Here is a 17,293-nt window from a genome sequence, read left to right as displayed (position 1 = left end):
TTGTTCAAGAACTTGTTATTTTTTCTTGACCTTAACGTTACGGCAAGGTCTATAGTGATTTTGTCAGGGGGAGAACAAAATGGAATATACGATCAAAAAATTTGCTCAATTATCGGGTGTCAGTGCACGGACACTGCGGTACTACGATGAAATTGATCTGCTAAAACCAGCCCGCATCAATTCGGCAGGTTATCGAATTTATGGAGCTAAAGAAGTCGAGCGCTTGCAGCAAATTTTATTTTATCGGCAGCTAGATCTTCAACTAGCAGAGATCAAAAACATTTTAGATGCTCCTGACTTTGACGTTGAACAGGCACTAAATGACCAGTGGCAGCAACTTTCTCAAAAAAAGGCTGACATTGAGCGGTTATTAACGGCTGTTGAACAAACTCTAGACCACTATCAAGGAGAAAAAAAGATGTCTGATCAAGAAAAATTTATGGCTTTTAAAAAGCAAAAAATCACTGAAAATGAAAGTAAATACGGCGCAGAGATCCGAACAAAATATGGCGAAAAAACTATTGATGCTTCTAATCAAAGGTTTTTAAATTCAACAGCAGCTCAACTACAAGAAAAAGCAACGACCGAACAACAACTTTTCGAAAAATTACAGGCTTACGTACAAAACACACAAAGCGACCTTGCCAAGGAAATCTTTGACTTGCACAAGCAATGGTTAAGTTATACTTGGACAAGCTATTCAGCTGAGGCTCATCGAGGATTGGGACTGATGTATGTCTCAGATGAGCGATTTACTCGCTATTACGATCGCCACTTTGTTGGAGCAGCGCGGGCACTGAATGACATTATTCAGCAGTTTGCACATTGATAAAAATTTATGCCAGCATAGCAAAAAACGCCTCTCGCATGAGAAGCGTTTTTTTGCTGGTTTAGAACCCTAATCCTGGTTTATCCTTCAAAATAAAGCTATCTTTTTCTAATGAATACGGCTGATTACCATTTGTTAGGTCAGCCATGAAAACTGAGTCTAAATCAGCAAACTTCACGTTGTCGTGTGCTGCCGCAAACGCCGCTGCCGCTGCGATCCCGCTCGCTGATTCGATCATACAACCTACCATACAATGGACCCCGTACAATTCACAAAGTTGATTGATTTTTTCTGCCTGACTTAAACCACCTGTTTTCATCAATTTGATATTAATATAATCACAGGCCCGCTCCTGCAGTAAATTCAGTGCATCCACTGGTGAAAAGACACTCTCATCTGCCATGATCGGTAGTTTGGACTGGGCAGTCACTGCTTTTAACCCAGCAACATCTGCGGCCTTAACTGGCTGTTCAATAAAATCGATGCGGTCCGCTAGATCAGCCAATTCTTCGATCAACTGCAAGCTTTCTTTCACGTTCCACGCCTGGTTTGCGTCGATCCGTAAACGAGTTGTTTTTTGGGTAGCTGAAGCAATCGCATGGATCCGGGCTGACTCTTCAGCGACATCAGTCCCGCCAACTTTAATTTTTAGTGCTTGAAAACCAGCTTGTTCCTTTTCCAAAGCTTCTTTGACCATCGCTTGAGGTTCACCAATACCAATCGTAAAGTCTGTTGCGACTCGCTGACTACTGCCGCCTAAATACTGATATAGTGGGACCCCAAACAGTTGGCTGCGTAAATCATACAGCGCCAATTCACAGGCTGCTTTGGCTGGTTCATTATGTTTGATGGCTGTCTGTAGTCGTGTCAATAAAGCTTCCCACCGTTCAAAATCCTGCTCTAACAATTTAGGTCGTAAAACTTCCTCGATCACGCTCATGGCCGAGGCCAAGGTATCGCCTGTTACTACTTCATTGGCAGTCGCAGCGCCATGCCCCACTAAACCATTGCTGAGAGTGATCGTGACACCAATAGCTTCAATGTCGTTGACTGTATGTTGAGCTGTCACAAATGGGTGTATTAAAGGTGTTTTTGTCGTTTCACTAGTAACTTTAGTAATTGTTAATGTCATTTATCTTTTCCCGCCTTTAGCACTAAATTTAAGATGATCGTGCTGAACTTTAGTGCCATTATACCGCAATGAACTGCGAATTACAGAGTGCATAAACTTAAAAAAAACAGCTTAGCCCTATTACTAGGAACTAAACTGTTTTTCTAACTGAGCTGCTCCGCTCTGTTATTTTAGTCGAGCTTCTCAAAGCAGCTCCTTCCGCTTATCCAAGTCTAACCTTCAATGCCTAAATCGCATTAAAGGCCAGGCTCCGATATGCTCGGGAGCTAATCGCTTTGCTTCGCTCTGTTTTTATTCTGAGTGACTAGCTGATGTTGTGGCATCAGTTGCTAATTCTTCATGTTCAGTCACTGCTGTTTGCGCTGCGATCCGACCGAATGTAAAGATATCAGCTAAAGAGTTACCGCCTAAACGGTTCCCAGCATGCAAGCCGCCAGCAACTTCACCCGCTGCATACAATCCAGTGATCTTCTCGCCGGCTTCGTTTAAGACATGAGCCTGCTTGTCAATCTTCAAACCACCCATTGTGTGATGCAAGGCTGGTTTACGTGGAGTTGCGTAGAATGGTGCTTTTTCAACTTTCAAATCAAAGACATCTTTACCAAATTCAGGGTCTTTACCAGCATCAACGTAAGAATTGTAATTCTTAATTGTTTGTACTAATTCAGCTGGATCAACTTTAATTTGAGCAGCTAAGCCTTCCAAAGTATCATCTCTGAACAAAGTCCCGGCTGCAACTTGTTCGTCGATTTTTTCTTGACTGGTATTATAAGCCGTTGCCTTGATGTTGTCATCAGCGATCAGGTAGAACAAACCACCATTATCGATTGCTGCTTGAGATAAGACGTCACGACTTTCATATTCGTCAACGAAACGATCACCCTTGTTATTGACCATTACGAAGTTTGCTGGTGGAACTTGCAAACCACTGAACAGTTCACCTGTCACAGGGTCAGAAACTGGCATCATTTGTGAGAAGCCCATTCCGACTAAGTCAGCACCAACATCAGTCCCTAACTTGATCCCGTCACCGGTCATTGCTGGTGAGTTAGAAGTTGCAATATCATCGTCAACCTTAGTCCAGTAAGTGTTATATTGTTGGACCATCTTCGTATTTGCGGCGAAACCACCAGAAGCTAAGATCACTGAGCTGGCATGGACGATCACTTTTTGGCCATCGAAATTTTCTGCTTCCAAACCAACTAATTTGCCATCTTGTTGCAGTAATTTCTTAACGCGAGTATCAGTAATGATCTGCCCGCCTTCTTCTTTAACATATCTTTGTAAGTTTGAGATATATTCGTAACCTTGGTTTTCCAATGGTTTGTGTCCCCGACGCCACTTAGCACCAACAGGCATTGTAACTTCGTTTGGATCGAAGCGAACCCCAATATTTTGCAGCCATTTAACTGAGTCCAAAGCATTATCAACTAAAGTCTTCACTAAGTTGTAGTCACCGTGGATATCATTGCCTGACAAATCTTGCCGTTTTCCACCGAGGTAAGTTTGAATTTCATGCAACAATTTAGAATCAAAGAGGAAGTGCTTGTCACTATCCAAATATTCCTTTAATTGACCTTGTAAAGCATGGAAGTCTTCCAAGTATTCTGGGTCGATTTTCTCGTCTGGTGTTTCCATCAAACTCTTCAAGGTTGCAGCTTCACCTGGCAAAGCATCAAAAGTATTTTGCCATTCTGGATCAGCAGCGTTCATTGGACCACCTGTCCGGATCGTGTTTCCACCAACAGCGGGGAATTTTTCAACCAAGATCGTCTTCTTGCCAGCTTGTAAAGAAGTTGCAGCGGCACTTAAACCAGTTCCACCACCACCAACTACGACGACATCAGCTTCATATTCAACTGGTTCGTCAGCAACGTTTTTCGCTGGTTTTGGACGTTTCTTCAAAACATCAGGGTCAGCCCCTGCCAAAGAAACAGCTTCGGCAACACCAGTCAACACTCCACGGCTAGTATCAGAAGCACCGGAAACAGCGTCAACATTCAAGGTTTGGCCATCAATGATTTGTTGCGGCATCCGCTCCCACACTGTATCAGCGATCCCAGTTGTTTCTCCCTCAGTATCGATTTCGATGTTTTCGATCCGATTTTCTGAGAAAGTTACCTTCATTGGTACCTTACCGTTGTGTCCGCTTGCCATTACTGAATATGTTCCTGGTTCGAAATTCATTTCATCCACTCCATTCAAAACGTCTGCGACTTTAACAAACTGCAAAAAGTTTTTAAAACAAGTTCCTAGAAAATCAATTGTTCCCTGATCTTTTAATGCGCCATTTTCATCGAAGGCTGCAGCACTCGAACTCAACAAAAATTCATTGCCGGGCAAAACGATTGCTCCAAGTCCTGGTGCATCTAAAGTTTGACGCAAGGCTAGCTGGGCGCTGGCAGAGCCTTGTTTCGTAACTGAACTGCCAACTACCATAACAGGTTTGTTATTGAAAGGATGTAGCTTAAAGGACATCCATTCCAAAAAGCTCTTCAAACTGCTAGGGATCATCCGGTTATGTTCTGAAGTTGAGATGATCACACCATCAGCAGCTTCAATTTTTTTGGCATCTCCGGTCAATAAAGCTGACTCGCTCTGGTCATCTGATTCATTAAACAGCGGGTAGTCAGTAATTTCTAACAGCTCGATCTCAGCTTGTTGCTTAAAATGTTGTTGCATGTACTCCAGTAATTTACGCGTTGCTGAGTTAGCTGAGTTTGTTCCAATTACACCAATAATTTTCATGTCAGATCACCCTCACTTTCCTTGGTTACTTTTAACAAATTCTGCGAAATACTTCATGTGGTCTTCCAAAGACTGAATGTCTTCTGCTACAACCATCATGCCATCCTCGTCAAAAGCTTGTAAGGAGTGACCTAATAAGTATTCCTGACCGGGCAGTACACGTGCACCTAAATCTGGGCCATTTAACATGATCCGCAGGTGTCCTTGCGCCCGTGACGTCCCAAGTGCCCCATAAGAAGCACCGACGATAAAGACTGGTTTATCTTTCAAAGCCTCCGTCGTATAAGCTAACCATTCCAACGTATTACTTAAAACGGCAGGAACGGTATGGTCGTATTCTGGAGTAGCAATAATTACTCCGTCCGCTTGCTCAATCGCTGCGGCAATTTTTGCGACTGCTGGCGGTGCAACGTGAGATTCAGGTTTATTGAAAACTGGTACATCCGCAATTTCGCACAGTGTGATCTGATCACTACCGCCAAAATGTTTTTGAATATACTGTAATAAAGTCCGGTTCGTTGAATTTCTAGCATTATTCCCAATAATTCCTGTATAATTCATTATCAAAACCTCCTAAATTGTGAAAAATAGTTTTTATTGACGATTTACAAGTAAAAACTAAATTCTATCCGACAACTAAATATATAATAGTCTTTTAACAATTGCAAATCTTGAAAACGATACCTTTATTTATTTACTGTGTTTTGATAAGCTAATCTCTTCGCTCAATCTTACACAATTTATCTTACAACTTTAGTCTAATGATTTTGCTTGCTTTTGTGAAATACTTATTTTACTATATAGGTATAACAAAAGTGTTATTGGAAGAGAGGAATCAAAAATGACTGTCAAAGACCCTGCTTTGGTCCTGCAATATTTAGATACTTTACTGCGTTACGGTAATTTTACCAAAGCTGCTCAGCAACTTTATATCTCACAACCGTACCTAACTCAAATGATCAGGCGCAAGGAAGACGAGCTTGGCGTGACGCTGATCAATCGACACAGTACTCATTTGAAATTAACTGAAGCCGGCAAGATCTACTACGAATATTTAGAAAACATCAATCAAGAAGAGGCTAATTTCCAACAAAAATTAGCTCAGTATAATAACAATGATCAAATTACTTTAAAAATCGGCGTTTTATCGGCCATGGGCTCGTTTATCCTGCCCTTAGTAATTCCAGAGTTCATGCGGGCCTGTCCACATGTCCAAGTATTATTAGAAGAAGGTGTCCCTTCAACTAGTGAAAAACGGATTCAAAACGGTGACATCGACTTTTACGTGGGGCAAAATCCAGAGACCGCTTCTCCCAACTTAAAGGTCGTCACTGCCGGGCACGAACCTTATTTTGTGCTGATCCCTGAATATTCACGTTTTTATGACAAGCGAACGCTATTTTTACAACCAGATTCACTTGATCTCAAGGAATTATTATCAGAACCCCTAGTTCTCAGTAAGACTGGCTCAGCCATCCGCCATCAAGTTGACGGTCTCCTACAAAAAAACAAGATCCACCCTGACATTCAACTTGAAAGTGAAAACATCGAGACGATCGCCGGTCTGTCCGCCTATGGCTACGGTACGACCGTGATCCCCCAGAGTGTCATCAGTCATTTGTTAGCGGGCAAATACAACTTATATCCCTTAGATGATGAAGATTTAACCTTAAAATACTTCATCGCTTACCCGACTACAAAGAAATTATCCAAGCCCGAACAAAAACTGATCGAAATTTTTTCGACGACTTATGAACGAACCGATCAAATTTCTAAGTAAAACCGTGCTTTGCAAGCGTTGCGCTAATACGCACAGTGAAAGTCGCCCTTTACGAAAGAGCCACAATGTATTATTCTAGGTAGTGGTCACTAATTGACTAACTATTCATTAGTAAATTTTTCAGTGAGTAGTTTAATTCACAGTCCTAGCTGCTAAAAACAACTGGAACTGTCAGAGTATTGACCGTAAGGAGCGAATTTTATGAATGAAAGAAATACAGATGTCCCTCCCAGGCTGCTGGATGACTTTTCCGACTACTGTCTCTACCTTTCATCAAATAACGTTATTGAACAAAGATTTAGTATGGATCACTTTGTAAAGTTTGGTTTAACGGACCGTTCTTTTTCCATGGACGGTTCACAGTTAAAACAGTTAGAAGACTTAATTGCCCAACATAAAAAAAGTGTCGATCCTCAATCAGAGTTAATTAAGCACGAAATTGAAAAACAGTTTTTACACTGTTGAAGCATTGAACTTAACTTATTTCTTACTTCAAAAAAAGGTGTGTCCATCGTCGGACACACCTTTTTTTGTTGACCATCAGTGAAAACTATCTTGTCCAACGAGCAATCTGGAGCATTCCTTGCTCGACTTTGAACCAGACAAACCTGCTCTGGAGCATTCTTTGCTCGACTTTGAGCCAGACGAACCTGCTCTGGAACATTCTTTGCTCGACTTTGAGCCAGACGAGCCTGCTCTGGAGCATTCTTTGCTCGACTTTGAGCCAGACAAACCTGCTCTGGAGCATTCTTTGCTCGACTTTGAGCCAGACGAGCCTGCTCTGGAGCATTCCTTGCTCGGCTTGGCTCCAAGATATTTCTGTTTGGCCCCTCCTTTCCCAAACTTGAACCCAACCCTTTTCCTAACCAAACAAAAATCCGCAACCAAGCTTGCTCCAAATGAGCGGCTTAGCTGCGGACTTTGTTCAAATTTAATGCGCTGCGTTTTGTTTCTTGATCATATCGTAATACATGCCGTGCTGACGTAACAATTCATTGTTCGTCCCACGTTCAATAATTTGTCCCTGGTTTAAGACTAAGATTTGGTCGGCGTTTTGAATGGTCGAGAGGCGATGGGCAATCGCAATCGTTGTCCGGCCCCGCTCCATCTTCTCCAAACCTTCCTGAATCATTTTTTCAGTTTCAGTATCAATGTTAGACGTAGCTTCATCCAAAATCAGGATTTTCGGATCAGTGGCAACTGTCCGGGCAAATGCAATCAGCTGTTTTTGCCCACTTGAATAACTAGCCCCGCGTTCAATGACTTGCGCGTCATATCTATCAGGTAATGCTTCAATAAAACGATCCGCGTTGACAAATTGAGCCGCCTTTTTGACTTGTGCATCAGAAATATTTTGATTAAACATTCTGATATTGGATTTGATTGTCCCATAAAACATGTACGGTTCTTGTAAAACTAAGCCGATTTTTGCTCGTAATTCTTCTAACGGAAAATCACGAATATCACGATCATCAATTAAAACTTCTCCTGTGCCAAATTCATAAAAACGCATCAGCACGTTGATAATTGAAGTCTTACCACTACCCGTTTGTCCAACTAAAGCGACCGTCTCACCTGGATGGGCAACAAAAGAAACATCCTTTAAAATCTGGTGTTTTCCATCATAAGAAAATGAAACGTGCCGAAATTCAATTTTACCAAATTCAAGTTGTGCCGAGGCATTCTCATTTTGAGTTGGTGCCAAAGTTTGGTCATCCATGATCCGCAACACCCGTGAACCGGCGACGATTCCATCCTGAAAATCACTAAAATACTCCATCACTTCAGACAGCGGATTGTAGAAGTTTTCCAAGTAAGTTACGAAGGCGTAAACAACCCCGGCAGCTACATAAGAATGTAATCCATGAACACCAAAAATTCCTAAGACCACAACCGTTCCCAGTGCATAAAAGAGGTGGACGATTGGGCTCAACAGTAAGGAGTTGACCCGGATCATTGCCTTACGCGTTTGATAATATTCACCATTGACGTCTTCAAACTCATGGTTGATCCGTCGTTCCTGCCGAAAGTCTTGAATCACAGTGATCCCCGTGATCGACTCGGCTAATTTGTTATTTAAAACACTCAGTTTTTCCCGCATTTGGCGGTAAACTTTAGAACTATACTTTTGATAATACCAAATCGTGACCCCTAAAAACGGTAAAAATACCAGCAGCCATAAGGCAATCACCTTGTCCGTTAAAAACATAGCCACAAAGGCTGAAAGCATCGCAAAGGTTGCCACGATCAAGCTGCTAAATAACTGCCAGAAAGTCTGAAAAGCCATCGTATCGTTGGTCAATCGCGACAAGATCGAACCGCTTGGTACCTGGTCAAAATACCGCATGCCTAAAGTATGCAGTTTCTTAAACAAGATCCGCCGGGTATCTTCCAACATATATTCCGCACCCATACTATATAGGTAAGTCTGGGCAAATTGAGTGATTGCTTTAAAGAGCATTCCGCAAAAATATAAACCCGCAAAGAACCAAATAATCGTTTCGTTGGCCTTGCCTAATGCCAAATACTTATCCATGAAACGTTGGATAATTCTGGGCAGCAAAATGTTGATCACACTGACTGCCGCCGCAAAAATAATTGAAAAATAAAAGTACCACCGAAATGGTTTGGCAAATGAGAACAGTCGCTTGATGATCTGTAATTGTTCCTTCCACGGAATACTATGAGCCCAAACTGACTCGTGTTGCTTATCCATTCAGCTGACCTCCTTTTTCACTAGTTTCTAAGGCTTGCATGTTAAAGGTCTCAGCGTACCAGCCGCCAGCCGCCATCAACTGGTCATGGCTGCCGCGTTCAATAATTTGACCATCGCGCATGACTAAAATTTCATCCGCATTCATCACTGAACTTAACCGGTGTGAAGCAATGATCGTTGTCTTATCTTGACGTTCTGCCCGTAGTGTCTGCAAAATTTCCGTTTCAGTTTCTGCGTCCACTGCTGATAATGCATCATCTAAAATCAGCAGTTCAGGGTCGATCAACAAGGCCCGTGCAATCGCGATCCGTTGCCGTTGTCCCCCTGAAAGTGAAATACCCTCTTCTCCAACTTGCGTATCATAGCCAGCAGGGAAGGTCTGAATTTGGTCCGCTAAATCACTTTTAGCCGCCGCTTGTTCAACTTCTTTTTGTGAAGCATCTGGTCGAGCAAAGCGGATATTTTCACGAATCGTATTTGAAAACAAATAGGTCTCTTGTGGAACATACCCGATTGCTGGGATCAGTGCATCTAGCTGATAGTCGCGAATATCAACTCCGCCAAAATAGATTGCCCCTTGATAACTGTCAAACTGACGCAATAACAAACGGATCACAGAACTTTTGCCAGAACCGACTTGGCCAACTAAGCCCAAAGTCCCGCCCTCTTTGATCGTAAAATCAATTTGGTGGAGATTTTCATCTTGTTCGTCTGGGAAAGTAAAGGATTCAACTGCGTAATGCAGGTCACCATGTGGTCCTTTAACAACCCCATCTTCTTTATCCAAGATCCCACTGTGCTGGTTCAAAATATTAGCGATCCGGTCATAACTGGCATTTCCTCGTTCCAAGGTATTAAACAGCATCCCAATCGCAAACATCGGCCAGACTAGCATGGAAAGATAGGAAACAAACGAGACTAATTCTCCCAAGGAAATAGTCTGTGAGACCACCAAATGCCCACCATAAACAATCGTTAAGACATAAGATACCGCCATGATCATCGTCGTAATTGGATCAAACATCGCGTCTAATTTATTAACTTGCCGGTTAATTTCAATTGTCTCATCGATTTGACCGTTAAACTCAGCCACGTCATCTTCTTCCTGGCCAAAACTCTTGATAACTTTGACGCCACTAATACTTTCCTGCGCCTTATTATTCAAGCGCGAAAAGGCTGCCTGTGATTTACGAAAGGCGTTGTGCATTTTTTTACCTAAAACCCGCGCCATGACGGCCAAAAATGGGAAAGGTAAAATCGCAATAATTGTCAAGCGCCAATCAACGACCAGCATCATTGCCACTAAAGTCGTGCCCCCAGTAATAATTGAATCTGCAAACTGCAAGATTCCACCACCAGCCACACGCTGGATCGCAGACAGGTCATTAGTGGCATGTGCCATTAGGTCCCCGGTCCGGTAGTGCTGGAAAAACTCGGTGTCCATCTGCATATAATGCCAGAATAATCGTTCCCGCATGACCGCCTCTAGCTTGGCAGACTCTCCCCAAATTGCAGTTCGCCAGATGTAACGTGCTAAATACTGCGCCAGCGAAACCACCGTCAATGTCACCAGTAAAGTGACTAATTGCTGAACCGTTAAACTATGTTTGTGGATCGCATCAACTAAATGACCAATGATCCACGGCGGTACAATTCCCAACAGGGCGGTTAATAGCAGTCCAAAAACTCCAACTAGGTAAGTTTTCCATTCTCGTTTGAAATACCAGCCTAGCTTAATAAAAATACCCAAAAGGTCTCGCCCCCATTTCTAATAATTTTGCCGTAAAATTCTAATCATAATTCCATTTAAACACAAGCACCGCCAAAAGCCTAGCGATTGAACCATGATTTTCATTTTACTGCTATGTACAGAAAAAATCCCCAGCTATGAAGCCAGGGGTTTTTCTTGCGATATTGTCTCTTGAGTTGAAACGAATTACTGGATCTTAGATGAAGTTAATGAAAGGTTCGCCCAGAAATCATTATTAGCTGGACTTAAATCAAAACCTTTGACCCGTTTATTAACTGGATTCCAGTCAAAACTATTATCAGTTGCTACATAAGCAGCTTGGTCGTTCATGTATTCTTGCCACTTCTTGAATTGTTGTGTCCGGTAAGAATCATCCCAAGCCTTCTTATTATTCAAGGAGTTAATCAACTCTGTGTTCTTCTTAGAAACAAAGTGTCCCATGTTAAATGGTGCATCTTCACCATACAACTGCGTTGGTGTTGGTTCAGATGAAACACCCCAAGCCGCTGCAAAAATATCAATTTGATTTTGCTTTGGTTTTTGCAAAGTATCATAGAAACTGTTCATTTCCATTTCTTTACCAGTTGCCATCTTCACGTTCAAACCAACTTTTTGCCAACGTTGCAAGTAGTCTTGATATGTTGCATGGCTAGTTGCACTACCCTGCATTGCGCCAAAGTGAATTACCAGTGGTTTGCCGTTTGGTTGTACACGCCATTTACCCTTCTTCTTGTAACCTGCATCATCCAATAACTGGTTAGCTTTCTTCTCATTGTGTGGGAAACCTTTAGCTGATTTGTCAGCGTATTTGTCAAAGACTGGTGGAATCAAAGTCTTGGCCCGCCATTTAACACCATTCCCAAACTTCTTGTTCAAGGCATCTTCATCAACGGCATACATCATTGCTTGCCGTAACTTTTTATTACCCATCTTGGCCTTCGGATCCATCACATTTTTCTGGGTTTCAGTGTCATATTTTCCCACGTTAAAGCCAAAATAATTGTAACTTAAAGCAGGGATTCCAACCATCTTGTAGTCTTTCAGACCCTTCAAGTTCTTATAACTAGTTCCGCGCATTACACCGCCTGGTGTCGTAAAATCATACTTTTTAGTCTGAATTGCTTTATCAATACTGTTGGATGAAACCACGTTGATCGTAATGTGCTTGACTTTTGGTGTCTTCCCCCAGTAATACTTGTTAGGTGACCAAGAAGTTGATTCACCGGCGACCAGCTTGTCGAGTTTATAAGGCCCAACAAAAAGCGGGTTCTTACGAACTTGATCTGACGCAGCTAACTTGTCGATTGCAATTCCCTTATAGTGATGATAAGGAGCAACAGTACCCCAGATAAACGAGTTGCCAGCAAACTTCATACTTGGTGACAAGGTATTTAACTGAATAACCACTTTCTTACCATTTTCGCCATCTGGATATGTAAATCCTGAGATAGTATTGGTTTTACCCTTGTGGAAGTCGGCCATGCCTTCGATTCGTTCAAAATCAGCAGAATACTGAGAAGAAGTTGACTTTGGACTAGCGATAATTTCATACGGATATTCAACGTCACGTGCTACCACTGGATGACCATCAGACCACTTTGCGTTATCGCGAATTGTGATCGTCACTGTATTCTTCTTACGATCAAGTTTTTGATCAGCTAAACCACCATCCACGATCTTGTAGTTCTTATTAACGTTAAATAAATTACCATTTCCGCCAGGTGAAAAGACGTTAGAATCTTCTTGGTTATCAGCTAAAGTTGGTTCAGTCACACCTTTAAATGGTGAATCGTTTGGTTCAGCAACCTTCAAAGTGCTCTTTGCGTTTGCACTTTTACTTGCTTTATCCGGGTTCTTGTAAACCTCAGTCAGTTTAGCTCGTCCACTATCATTAGCGGAACTCTTTTTCTTGTCGCCACCATTACCACACGCAGCCAAGCTCAATGCGATCATAATCGCAGCAGATGAGACGGCCCATTTTTTCTTTGTCTTATTCATACGCTTCCCTCATTCCAATTTTTGTCCAAAACATCCTCTACAACACACCGGTACTGCAAAACTTGTTTACTACTCAATGAGATGCACCACCTCCTTAAATTTGACTGATGAAACTTTTTTGGTTAACTTTGCGGTAGTTTGTCGTTCAAACTGGGAGCTACTTCGCCTGACTTGAGCCGGCTAATCCTTTTGATGGTCTTACTTTCCCAAACTTGGACCGCCTAATTCATTTGATGGTCTTACTTTCCCAAACTTGAACCGGCTAACTCATTTGATGGTCCTACTTTTCCAAACTTGGACCGGCTATCAAGTTTACGGAAGTTTGTTAATGCTCGCCTTCTAACCGCCTCACTCCGCTCTGTTATTTTTCTGCTCTTCTTTGTGAGGCATTCGCTGCTCGGCTGACTACCTGGCCGATGTAACTAATTGCTAAACATAAGATAATGATTTCAATCGCTGCTGGTAACCATGTCCACCAGTATTGCGTAATGTTATTCGGATCATTAGCATTGGCAATCAGTGTCCCAAGCGATGGGGTCTGCGGTGGCAACCCAAAGCCCAAATATGATAGTCCTGTTTCAACACCAATATTTTCCGCAAATGAAAGTGTAGTATCCACAATGATCAGCGATGAAATATTTGGCATGATTTCTTTGAAAATAATCTTCCAAGAACCCGTCCCGGACGTAATTGAAGCCGCCACATAATCCTTTTTCGTCTCCGCTAACGTTCGTGAACGAATCAACCGCGACGTCCCCATCCAATAAAATATCGAGAAAATGAAAGTCAACGAAATTGAGTTGTAATCATGGATAATTGTCACCAAAACAATAATCATCATCGTCATTGGTAACATCATCATAAAGTCATAGACCCGTTGCATCCCCCAGTCAATGTAGCCGCCAAAGTAACCGGAAATCAGTCCCCAAGCGATCCCAAAAGTCGAGGAGATCAAGGTCAAACCAATCGCGATCCCAATCGAGTTTCTAGAACCTACGATCAGCTGTAAAGCAATCGAGCGCCCGTTGGCATCTGCTCCCAACAAAAAGTGATCTTCCATCGGTGGTGTCAGATAGGCCATAATATTGGTCGTCATCATTTTTTCACTGTTAATAAAAATTGGTGCTATCATGACAAATAAGATAAAACCCACCACAATGATCAAAGAAATCAAGGCCGGACGGTCTGCCTTAAATTCGTTCCATAAGATTCGCGTTGAAGACGGGGCTGCTTCTTGATTTGCTTCAGTGGTTAACCGCTGTAATTCTTCTGGTGAAATATCTGCTTGATTTGTTTTTACTGCCATCTATCTGCATCCCCCTTCCTAATCAATTCGAATCCGTGGATCCACGATTCCTAAAATAATATCTGATAACAAAGTTCCTAAGAGGTTCAAAATTCCAAACATTAAGACCAGCGCCGTAATGACGGTATAGTCCCGATAGTTAATAGAATCAATAAACAACATTCCCATTCCTGGATAAGAGAAAATTGTTTCGGTAAAAATTGAACCGTTCAACAAACCTGTGATCGAGTAACCCCCAAAAGCGGCGATGGGTAGTAAAGAATTCCGGAAGATATGGTGCTTATAAATATCTTTATTAGGAACCCCTTTTGACCGTGCAGTCCGCACATAATCGGAGTGCTTGGCGTCGATTACTTCCGAGCGCATGTACTGTACGATGTTAACTGTGCCAAATAACGCTCCTAGCAACCCTGGCAATAAGATATGCTCCAGTCGGGAGCTTAAAACTCCCATCCCATGCGCAGTCGGTGAAACCGAACCTGTCGTCGGGAACCAGTTAAAGACATACCCGAAGATCCACAACCCGATAACTAAGATCACGAAAAATGGAATACAATATGTGACATATGTATAAATTCGGATCACAGTATCTGGCAGGCGACCTTCATGTTTCCCGGCATAAAGTCCCAGCGGTAATGCCAACATATAAGTTAAGACCATCGTAAAGGCGGACAACCATAAGGTGTTGACGGCCCGGTCTCCAATTAGATTAGAAACTGCTTCGTGGTACTGGTAGCTTTGGCCCAAATCACCGTGGAACAAATGCACGACCCAGTTCCAATATTGTTGGTACCATGGGTCATACAAACCATTGATTTGCTTTAAATGTTCAATTTGAGCGGCACTAGAACGCGGGTTGATCGACCCCGTAAACGGATCTCCTGGCATTGCTTTAGCTAGTAAGAACACCAAGATACTCAACAAAATAATTTCTGGGATCATAATCAAAACGCGGCGTAAAATTGTCTTCCACATTAAGCATCCCTCCTTTTTTCTCCGGTCAGTTGAGTCAGTTTATCTTCTGGCAAAGCTACAAAATGAGTGGGTGACACCTGGAGCAGTGGATAAGCCAATCCTTCTTCGTCGTAATACTGGTCAGATTCTTGCTGGTAAACTTGCTCAATCTCTAACCGCTTTTGCATGCGTTCTTCCCGGTGAGCCACATCCACTTCAGGAATGGCTGCTAGTAAACGTTTGGTATAGATATGTAAAGGATGCTCATAAATATCTTCCCGCGTTCCGACTTCCACTAACCGTCCCTTGTTCATGATGGCAATATTTTGACACATATGACGCACCACCCCGAGATCATGGGAAATAAATAAGTAAGAAATGCCAAACTCCCGCTGAATTTTTTTCATGAAGTTTAAGACCTGGGCTTGCACTGACAAATCCAGCGCCGAAACAGGTTCATCCGCGATAATTAATTGTGGATTTGTCGCAACAGCTCTAGCAATTCCTATTCGTTGCCGCTGTCCTCCAGAAAATTGGTGCGGGTATTTGTAAAGTGAATCCGGATTAAGTCCAACTGTTTCCAATAGTTGCAGCACCCGGATCTTTTCGTCTTCTGCCGATAACTTTTCAAAGTTACGTAAAGGTTCAGCAATGATATCAATGATTCGTTTGCGGGGATTCAAGCTTGATAAGGAATCCTGGAAAATCATTTGTACGTTTTCGTTATACTTGATTTTTTTGCGGGCAGACTTTTTAGTAATATCGACCCCATCATATTTGATCGACCCCGAAGTAACCTCTTCTAAACCGACAACTGACTTGCCAGTAGTTGACTTACCTGAGCCTGACTCACCGACTAAACCGTACGTTTCGCCCGCTTTAATATCAAAACTAATTCCGTCAACGGCCCGCACAACGTCTGTCACACGGTTTAAAAAACCTGAACGGATCGGGTAATGAACTTTTAAATCTCTAATTTCAATCAGGTTCATTGGTCAACATCCTCCAATCGTTGGAAATAAAAATCTTGGTAACAAGTGCACCGCACTTGATGCCCTGGCGCTACTTCATGCATAGTAGGCTCCTCTTCATGGGCACTTGCTTTGATCCATGGGATCCGTGGAGCAAATTTATCACCAGTTTGCGGCATTTTTTCAATCGATGGTACGCTGCCAGCAATCACGTAGAGGTCATCGTGTAAGACATCCATATCGCCTTGCGGCATCGAACGTAATAATGATCTAGTGTAAGGATGTTTAGGATCACCGAAAACTTGGGCGGTCGTCCCGCGTTCCACGATTTCTCCGGCATACATCACGGCAACCTCATCAGCAGTTTCAGCGACAACTCCTAAATCATGGGTGATCAAGATAATTCCAGCATGATTTTCAGCTTGAATATCTCGTAAAACGTCCAAAATTTGGGCCTGAATTGTCACATCCAAAGCAGTTGTTGGTTCATCTGCGATAATCAGATCAGGTTTGCAGGCGATTGCAATCGCAATAATCACTCGTTGCCGCATCCCGCCAGATAATTCGTGGGGAAATTGATGGGCTGTTCGTTGCGGCTCCAAGATGCCGACCTGATTTAACAATTCGATCACGCGGGCATGTTTTTCTTCACTAGACATGCCTGTATGGTAATCCAATACTTCACTAATTTGATCTTCAATCCGTTTCAAAGGATTAAGAGCTGACAACGGGTCCTGAAAAATCATGCCGATTTTGGCTCCGCGGATGTCATTTAAATCTTCTTCCTTCATTTCTAATAAATTTTGACCAGCAAAAACTGCTTGGCCCGAAATTTGAGTAGTTTGCGGGTCATGCAGGCCCATGATCGTTGTTGCCAAAGTACTCTTACCACAACCTGATTCGCCCACGATCGCTAAAATCTCATCTTTTTCAACTTCTAAGTCGACATGAGACACTGCTGGGTAATACTGACCGTCAATTTTAAACGCGGTTGAAACGTCTGTTAGTTTTAATAATTCGTTTTCTTCATTCAAAATACTCGCCTCAGTCTCAATCTTTTTAAATTTCGTTTCTGTGAAGTTATATTATAATTATGTAAGATTATATTA

General features: G+C 42.4%; 14 protein-coding genes. 4 read left to right on the top strand and 10 right to left on the bottom strand.

What is annotated here, in order from left to right; genetic code table 11:
• The first annotated feature begins 79 nt into the window (after nucleotides 1–79).
• The gene (locus LPAF129_RS08765; RefSeq protein WP_244056315.1) at nucleotides 80–829 is read left to right on the top strand and encodes a MerR family transcriptional regulator; all 750 of its coding nucleotides are present in this window, start codon (nucleotides 80–82) and stop codon (nucleotides 827–829) included.
• Between the two features lie 61 nt (nucleotides 830–890).
• Here the strand turns inward: LPAF129_RS08765 and LPAF129_RS08760 are convergent, their stop codons facing one another.
• From LPAF129_RS08760 to LPAF129_RS08750, 3 genes are all read right to left on the bottom strand, one after another.
• Entirely contained in the window at nucleotides 891–1,961 is a 1,071-nt protein-coding gene (locus tag LPAF129_RS08760) for a dipeptide epimerase (RefSeq protein WP_244056311.1), read from the bottom strand.
• Between the two features lie 291 nt (nucleotides 1,962–2,252).
• Nucleotides 2,253–4,709, bottom strand: coding sequence for a flavocytochrome c (locus LPAF129_RS08755; RefSeq protein WP_244056307.1), 2,457 nt, complete (start codon nucleotides 4,707–4,709; stop codon nucleotides 2,253–2,255).
• 12 nt (nucleotides 4,710–4,721) lie between these two features.
• Nucleotides 4,722–5,270 (bottom strand): NADPH-dependent FMN reductase, encoded by a 549-nt coding sequence (locus tag LPAF129_RS08750; RefSeq protein ID WP_244056304.1) that lies wholly within the window; start codon nucleotides 5,268–5,270, stop codon nucleotides 4,722–4,724.
• 280 nt (nucleotides 5,271–5,550) lie between these two features.
• On the opposite strand from LPAF129_RS08750, the gene LPAF129_RS08745 reads away from it, so the two are divergent.
• The 3 genes from LPAF129_RS08745 to LPAF129_RS08735 all read left to right on the top strand — a co-directional run bounded on the left by LPAF129_RS08745 (nucleotide 5,551) and on the right by LPAF129_RS08735 (nucleotide 7,477).
• Entirely contained in the window at nucleotides 5,551–6,489 is a 939-nt protein-coding gene (locus tag LPAF129_RS08745; RefSeq protein WP_244056302.1) for a LysR family transcriptional regulator, read from the top strand.
• A 201-nt stretch (nucleotides 6,490–6,690) separates the two neighbouring features.
• Nucleotides 6,691–6,954: a hypothetical protein gene (locus LPAF129_RS08740; protein WP_244056299.1), complete on the top strand. Its 264-nt coding sequence runs from the start codon at nucleotides 6,691–6,693 to the stop codon at nucleotides 6,952–6,954.
• Between the two features lie 118 nt (nucleotides 6,955–7,072).
• Nucleotides 7,073–7,477, top strand: coding sequence for a hypothetical protein (locus tag LPAF129_RS08735; protein ID WP_244056297.1), 405 nt, complete (start codon nucleotides 7,073–7,075; stop codon nucleotides 7,475–7,477).
• Here LPAF129_RS08735 and LPAF129_RS08730 read toward each other — a convergent pair.
• The 7 genes from LPAF129_RS08730 to LPAF129_RS08700 form a co-directional block, all read right to left on the bottom strand.
• On the bottom strand, nucleotides 7,421–9,205 hold the full coding sequence (locus LPAF129_RS08730) for an ABC transporter ATP-binding protein (RefSeq protein ID WP_244056294.1): 1,785 nt from the start codon (nucleotides 9,203–9,205) through the stop codon (nucleotides 7,421–7,423). The genes LPAF129_RS08735 and LPAF129_RS08730 overlap by 57 nt on opposite strands.
• Nucleotides 9,198–10,955 carry an ABC transporter ATP-binding protein gene (locus tag LPAF129_RS08725; protein WP_244056291.1) on the bottom strand — a complete coding sequence of 586 codons (1,758 nt, stop codon included), beginning with the start codon at nucleotides 10,953–10,955 and terminating at the stop codon, nucleotides 9,198–9,200. The genes LPAF129_RS08730 and LPAF129_RS08725 overlap by 8 nt, the downstream gene beginning before the upstream one ends.
• A 186-nt stretch (nucleotides 10,956–11,141) precedes the next feature.
• The gene (locus LPAF129_RS08720; RefSeq protein ID WP_244056288.1) at nucleotides 11,142–12,953 is read right to left on the bottom strand and encodes an oligopeptide ABC transporter substrate-binding protein; all 1,812 of its coding nucleotides are present in this window, start codon (nucleotides 12,951–12,953) and stop codon (nucleotides 11,142–11,144) included.
• Between the two features lie 361 nt (nucleotides 12,954–13,314).
• Entirely contained in the window at nucleotides 13,315–14,259 is a 945-nt protein-coding gene (locus LPAF129_RS08715; protein ID WP_244056285.1) for an ABC transporter permease, read from the bottom strand.
• A gap of 18 nt (nucleotides 14,260–14,277) precedes the next feature.
• Nucleotides 14,278–15,234, bottom strand: coding sequence for an ABC transporter permease (locus LPAF129_RS08710; RefSeq protein ID WP_244056282.1), 957 nt, complete (start codon nucleotides 15,232–15,234; stop codon nucleotides 14,278–14,280).
• Nucleotides 15,234–16,205, bottom strand: coding sequence for an ABC transporter ATP-binding protein (locus LPAF129_RS08705; RefSeq protein WP_244056279.1), 972 nt, complete (start codon nucleotides 16,203–16,205; stop codon nucleotides 15,234–15,236). The genes LPAF129_RS08710 and LPAF129_RS08705 overlap by 1 nt, the downstream gene beginning before the upstream one ends.
• A complete protein-coding gene (locus tag LPAF129_RS08700; protein WP_373875044.1) occupies nucleotides 16,202–17,218 on the bottom strand; it encodes an ABC transporter ATP-binding protein in 1,017 nt (338 codons plus the stop codon). Before LPAF129_RS08700 ends, LPAF129_RS08705 begins: the two co-directional genes overlap by 4 nt.
• Between the last annotated feature and the right edge of the window lie 75 nt (nucleotides 17,219–17,293).

The organism is Ligilactobacillus pabuli, from assembly GCF_022836475.1.
In the GTDB taxonomy this organism is placed as follows: Bacteria; Bacillota; Bacilli; order Lactobacillales; family Lactobacillaceae; genus Ligilactobacillus; species Ligilactobacillus pabuli.
The sequence above is the reverse complement of the archived record's forward strand: the minus strand, read 5'-3'. Positions and strand labels throughout refer to the sequence as shown.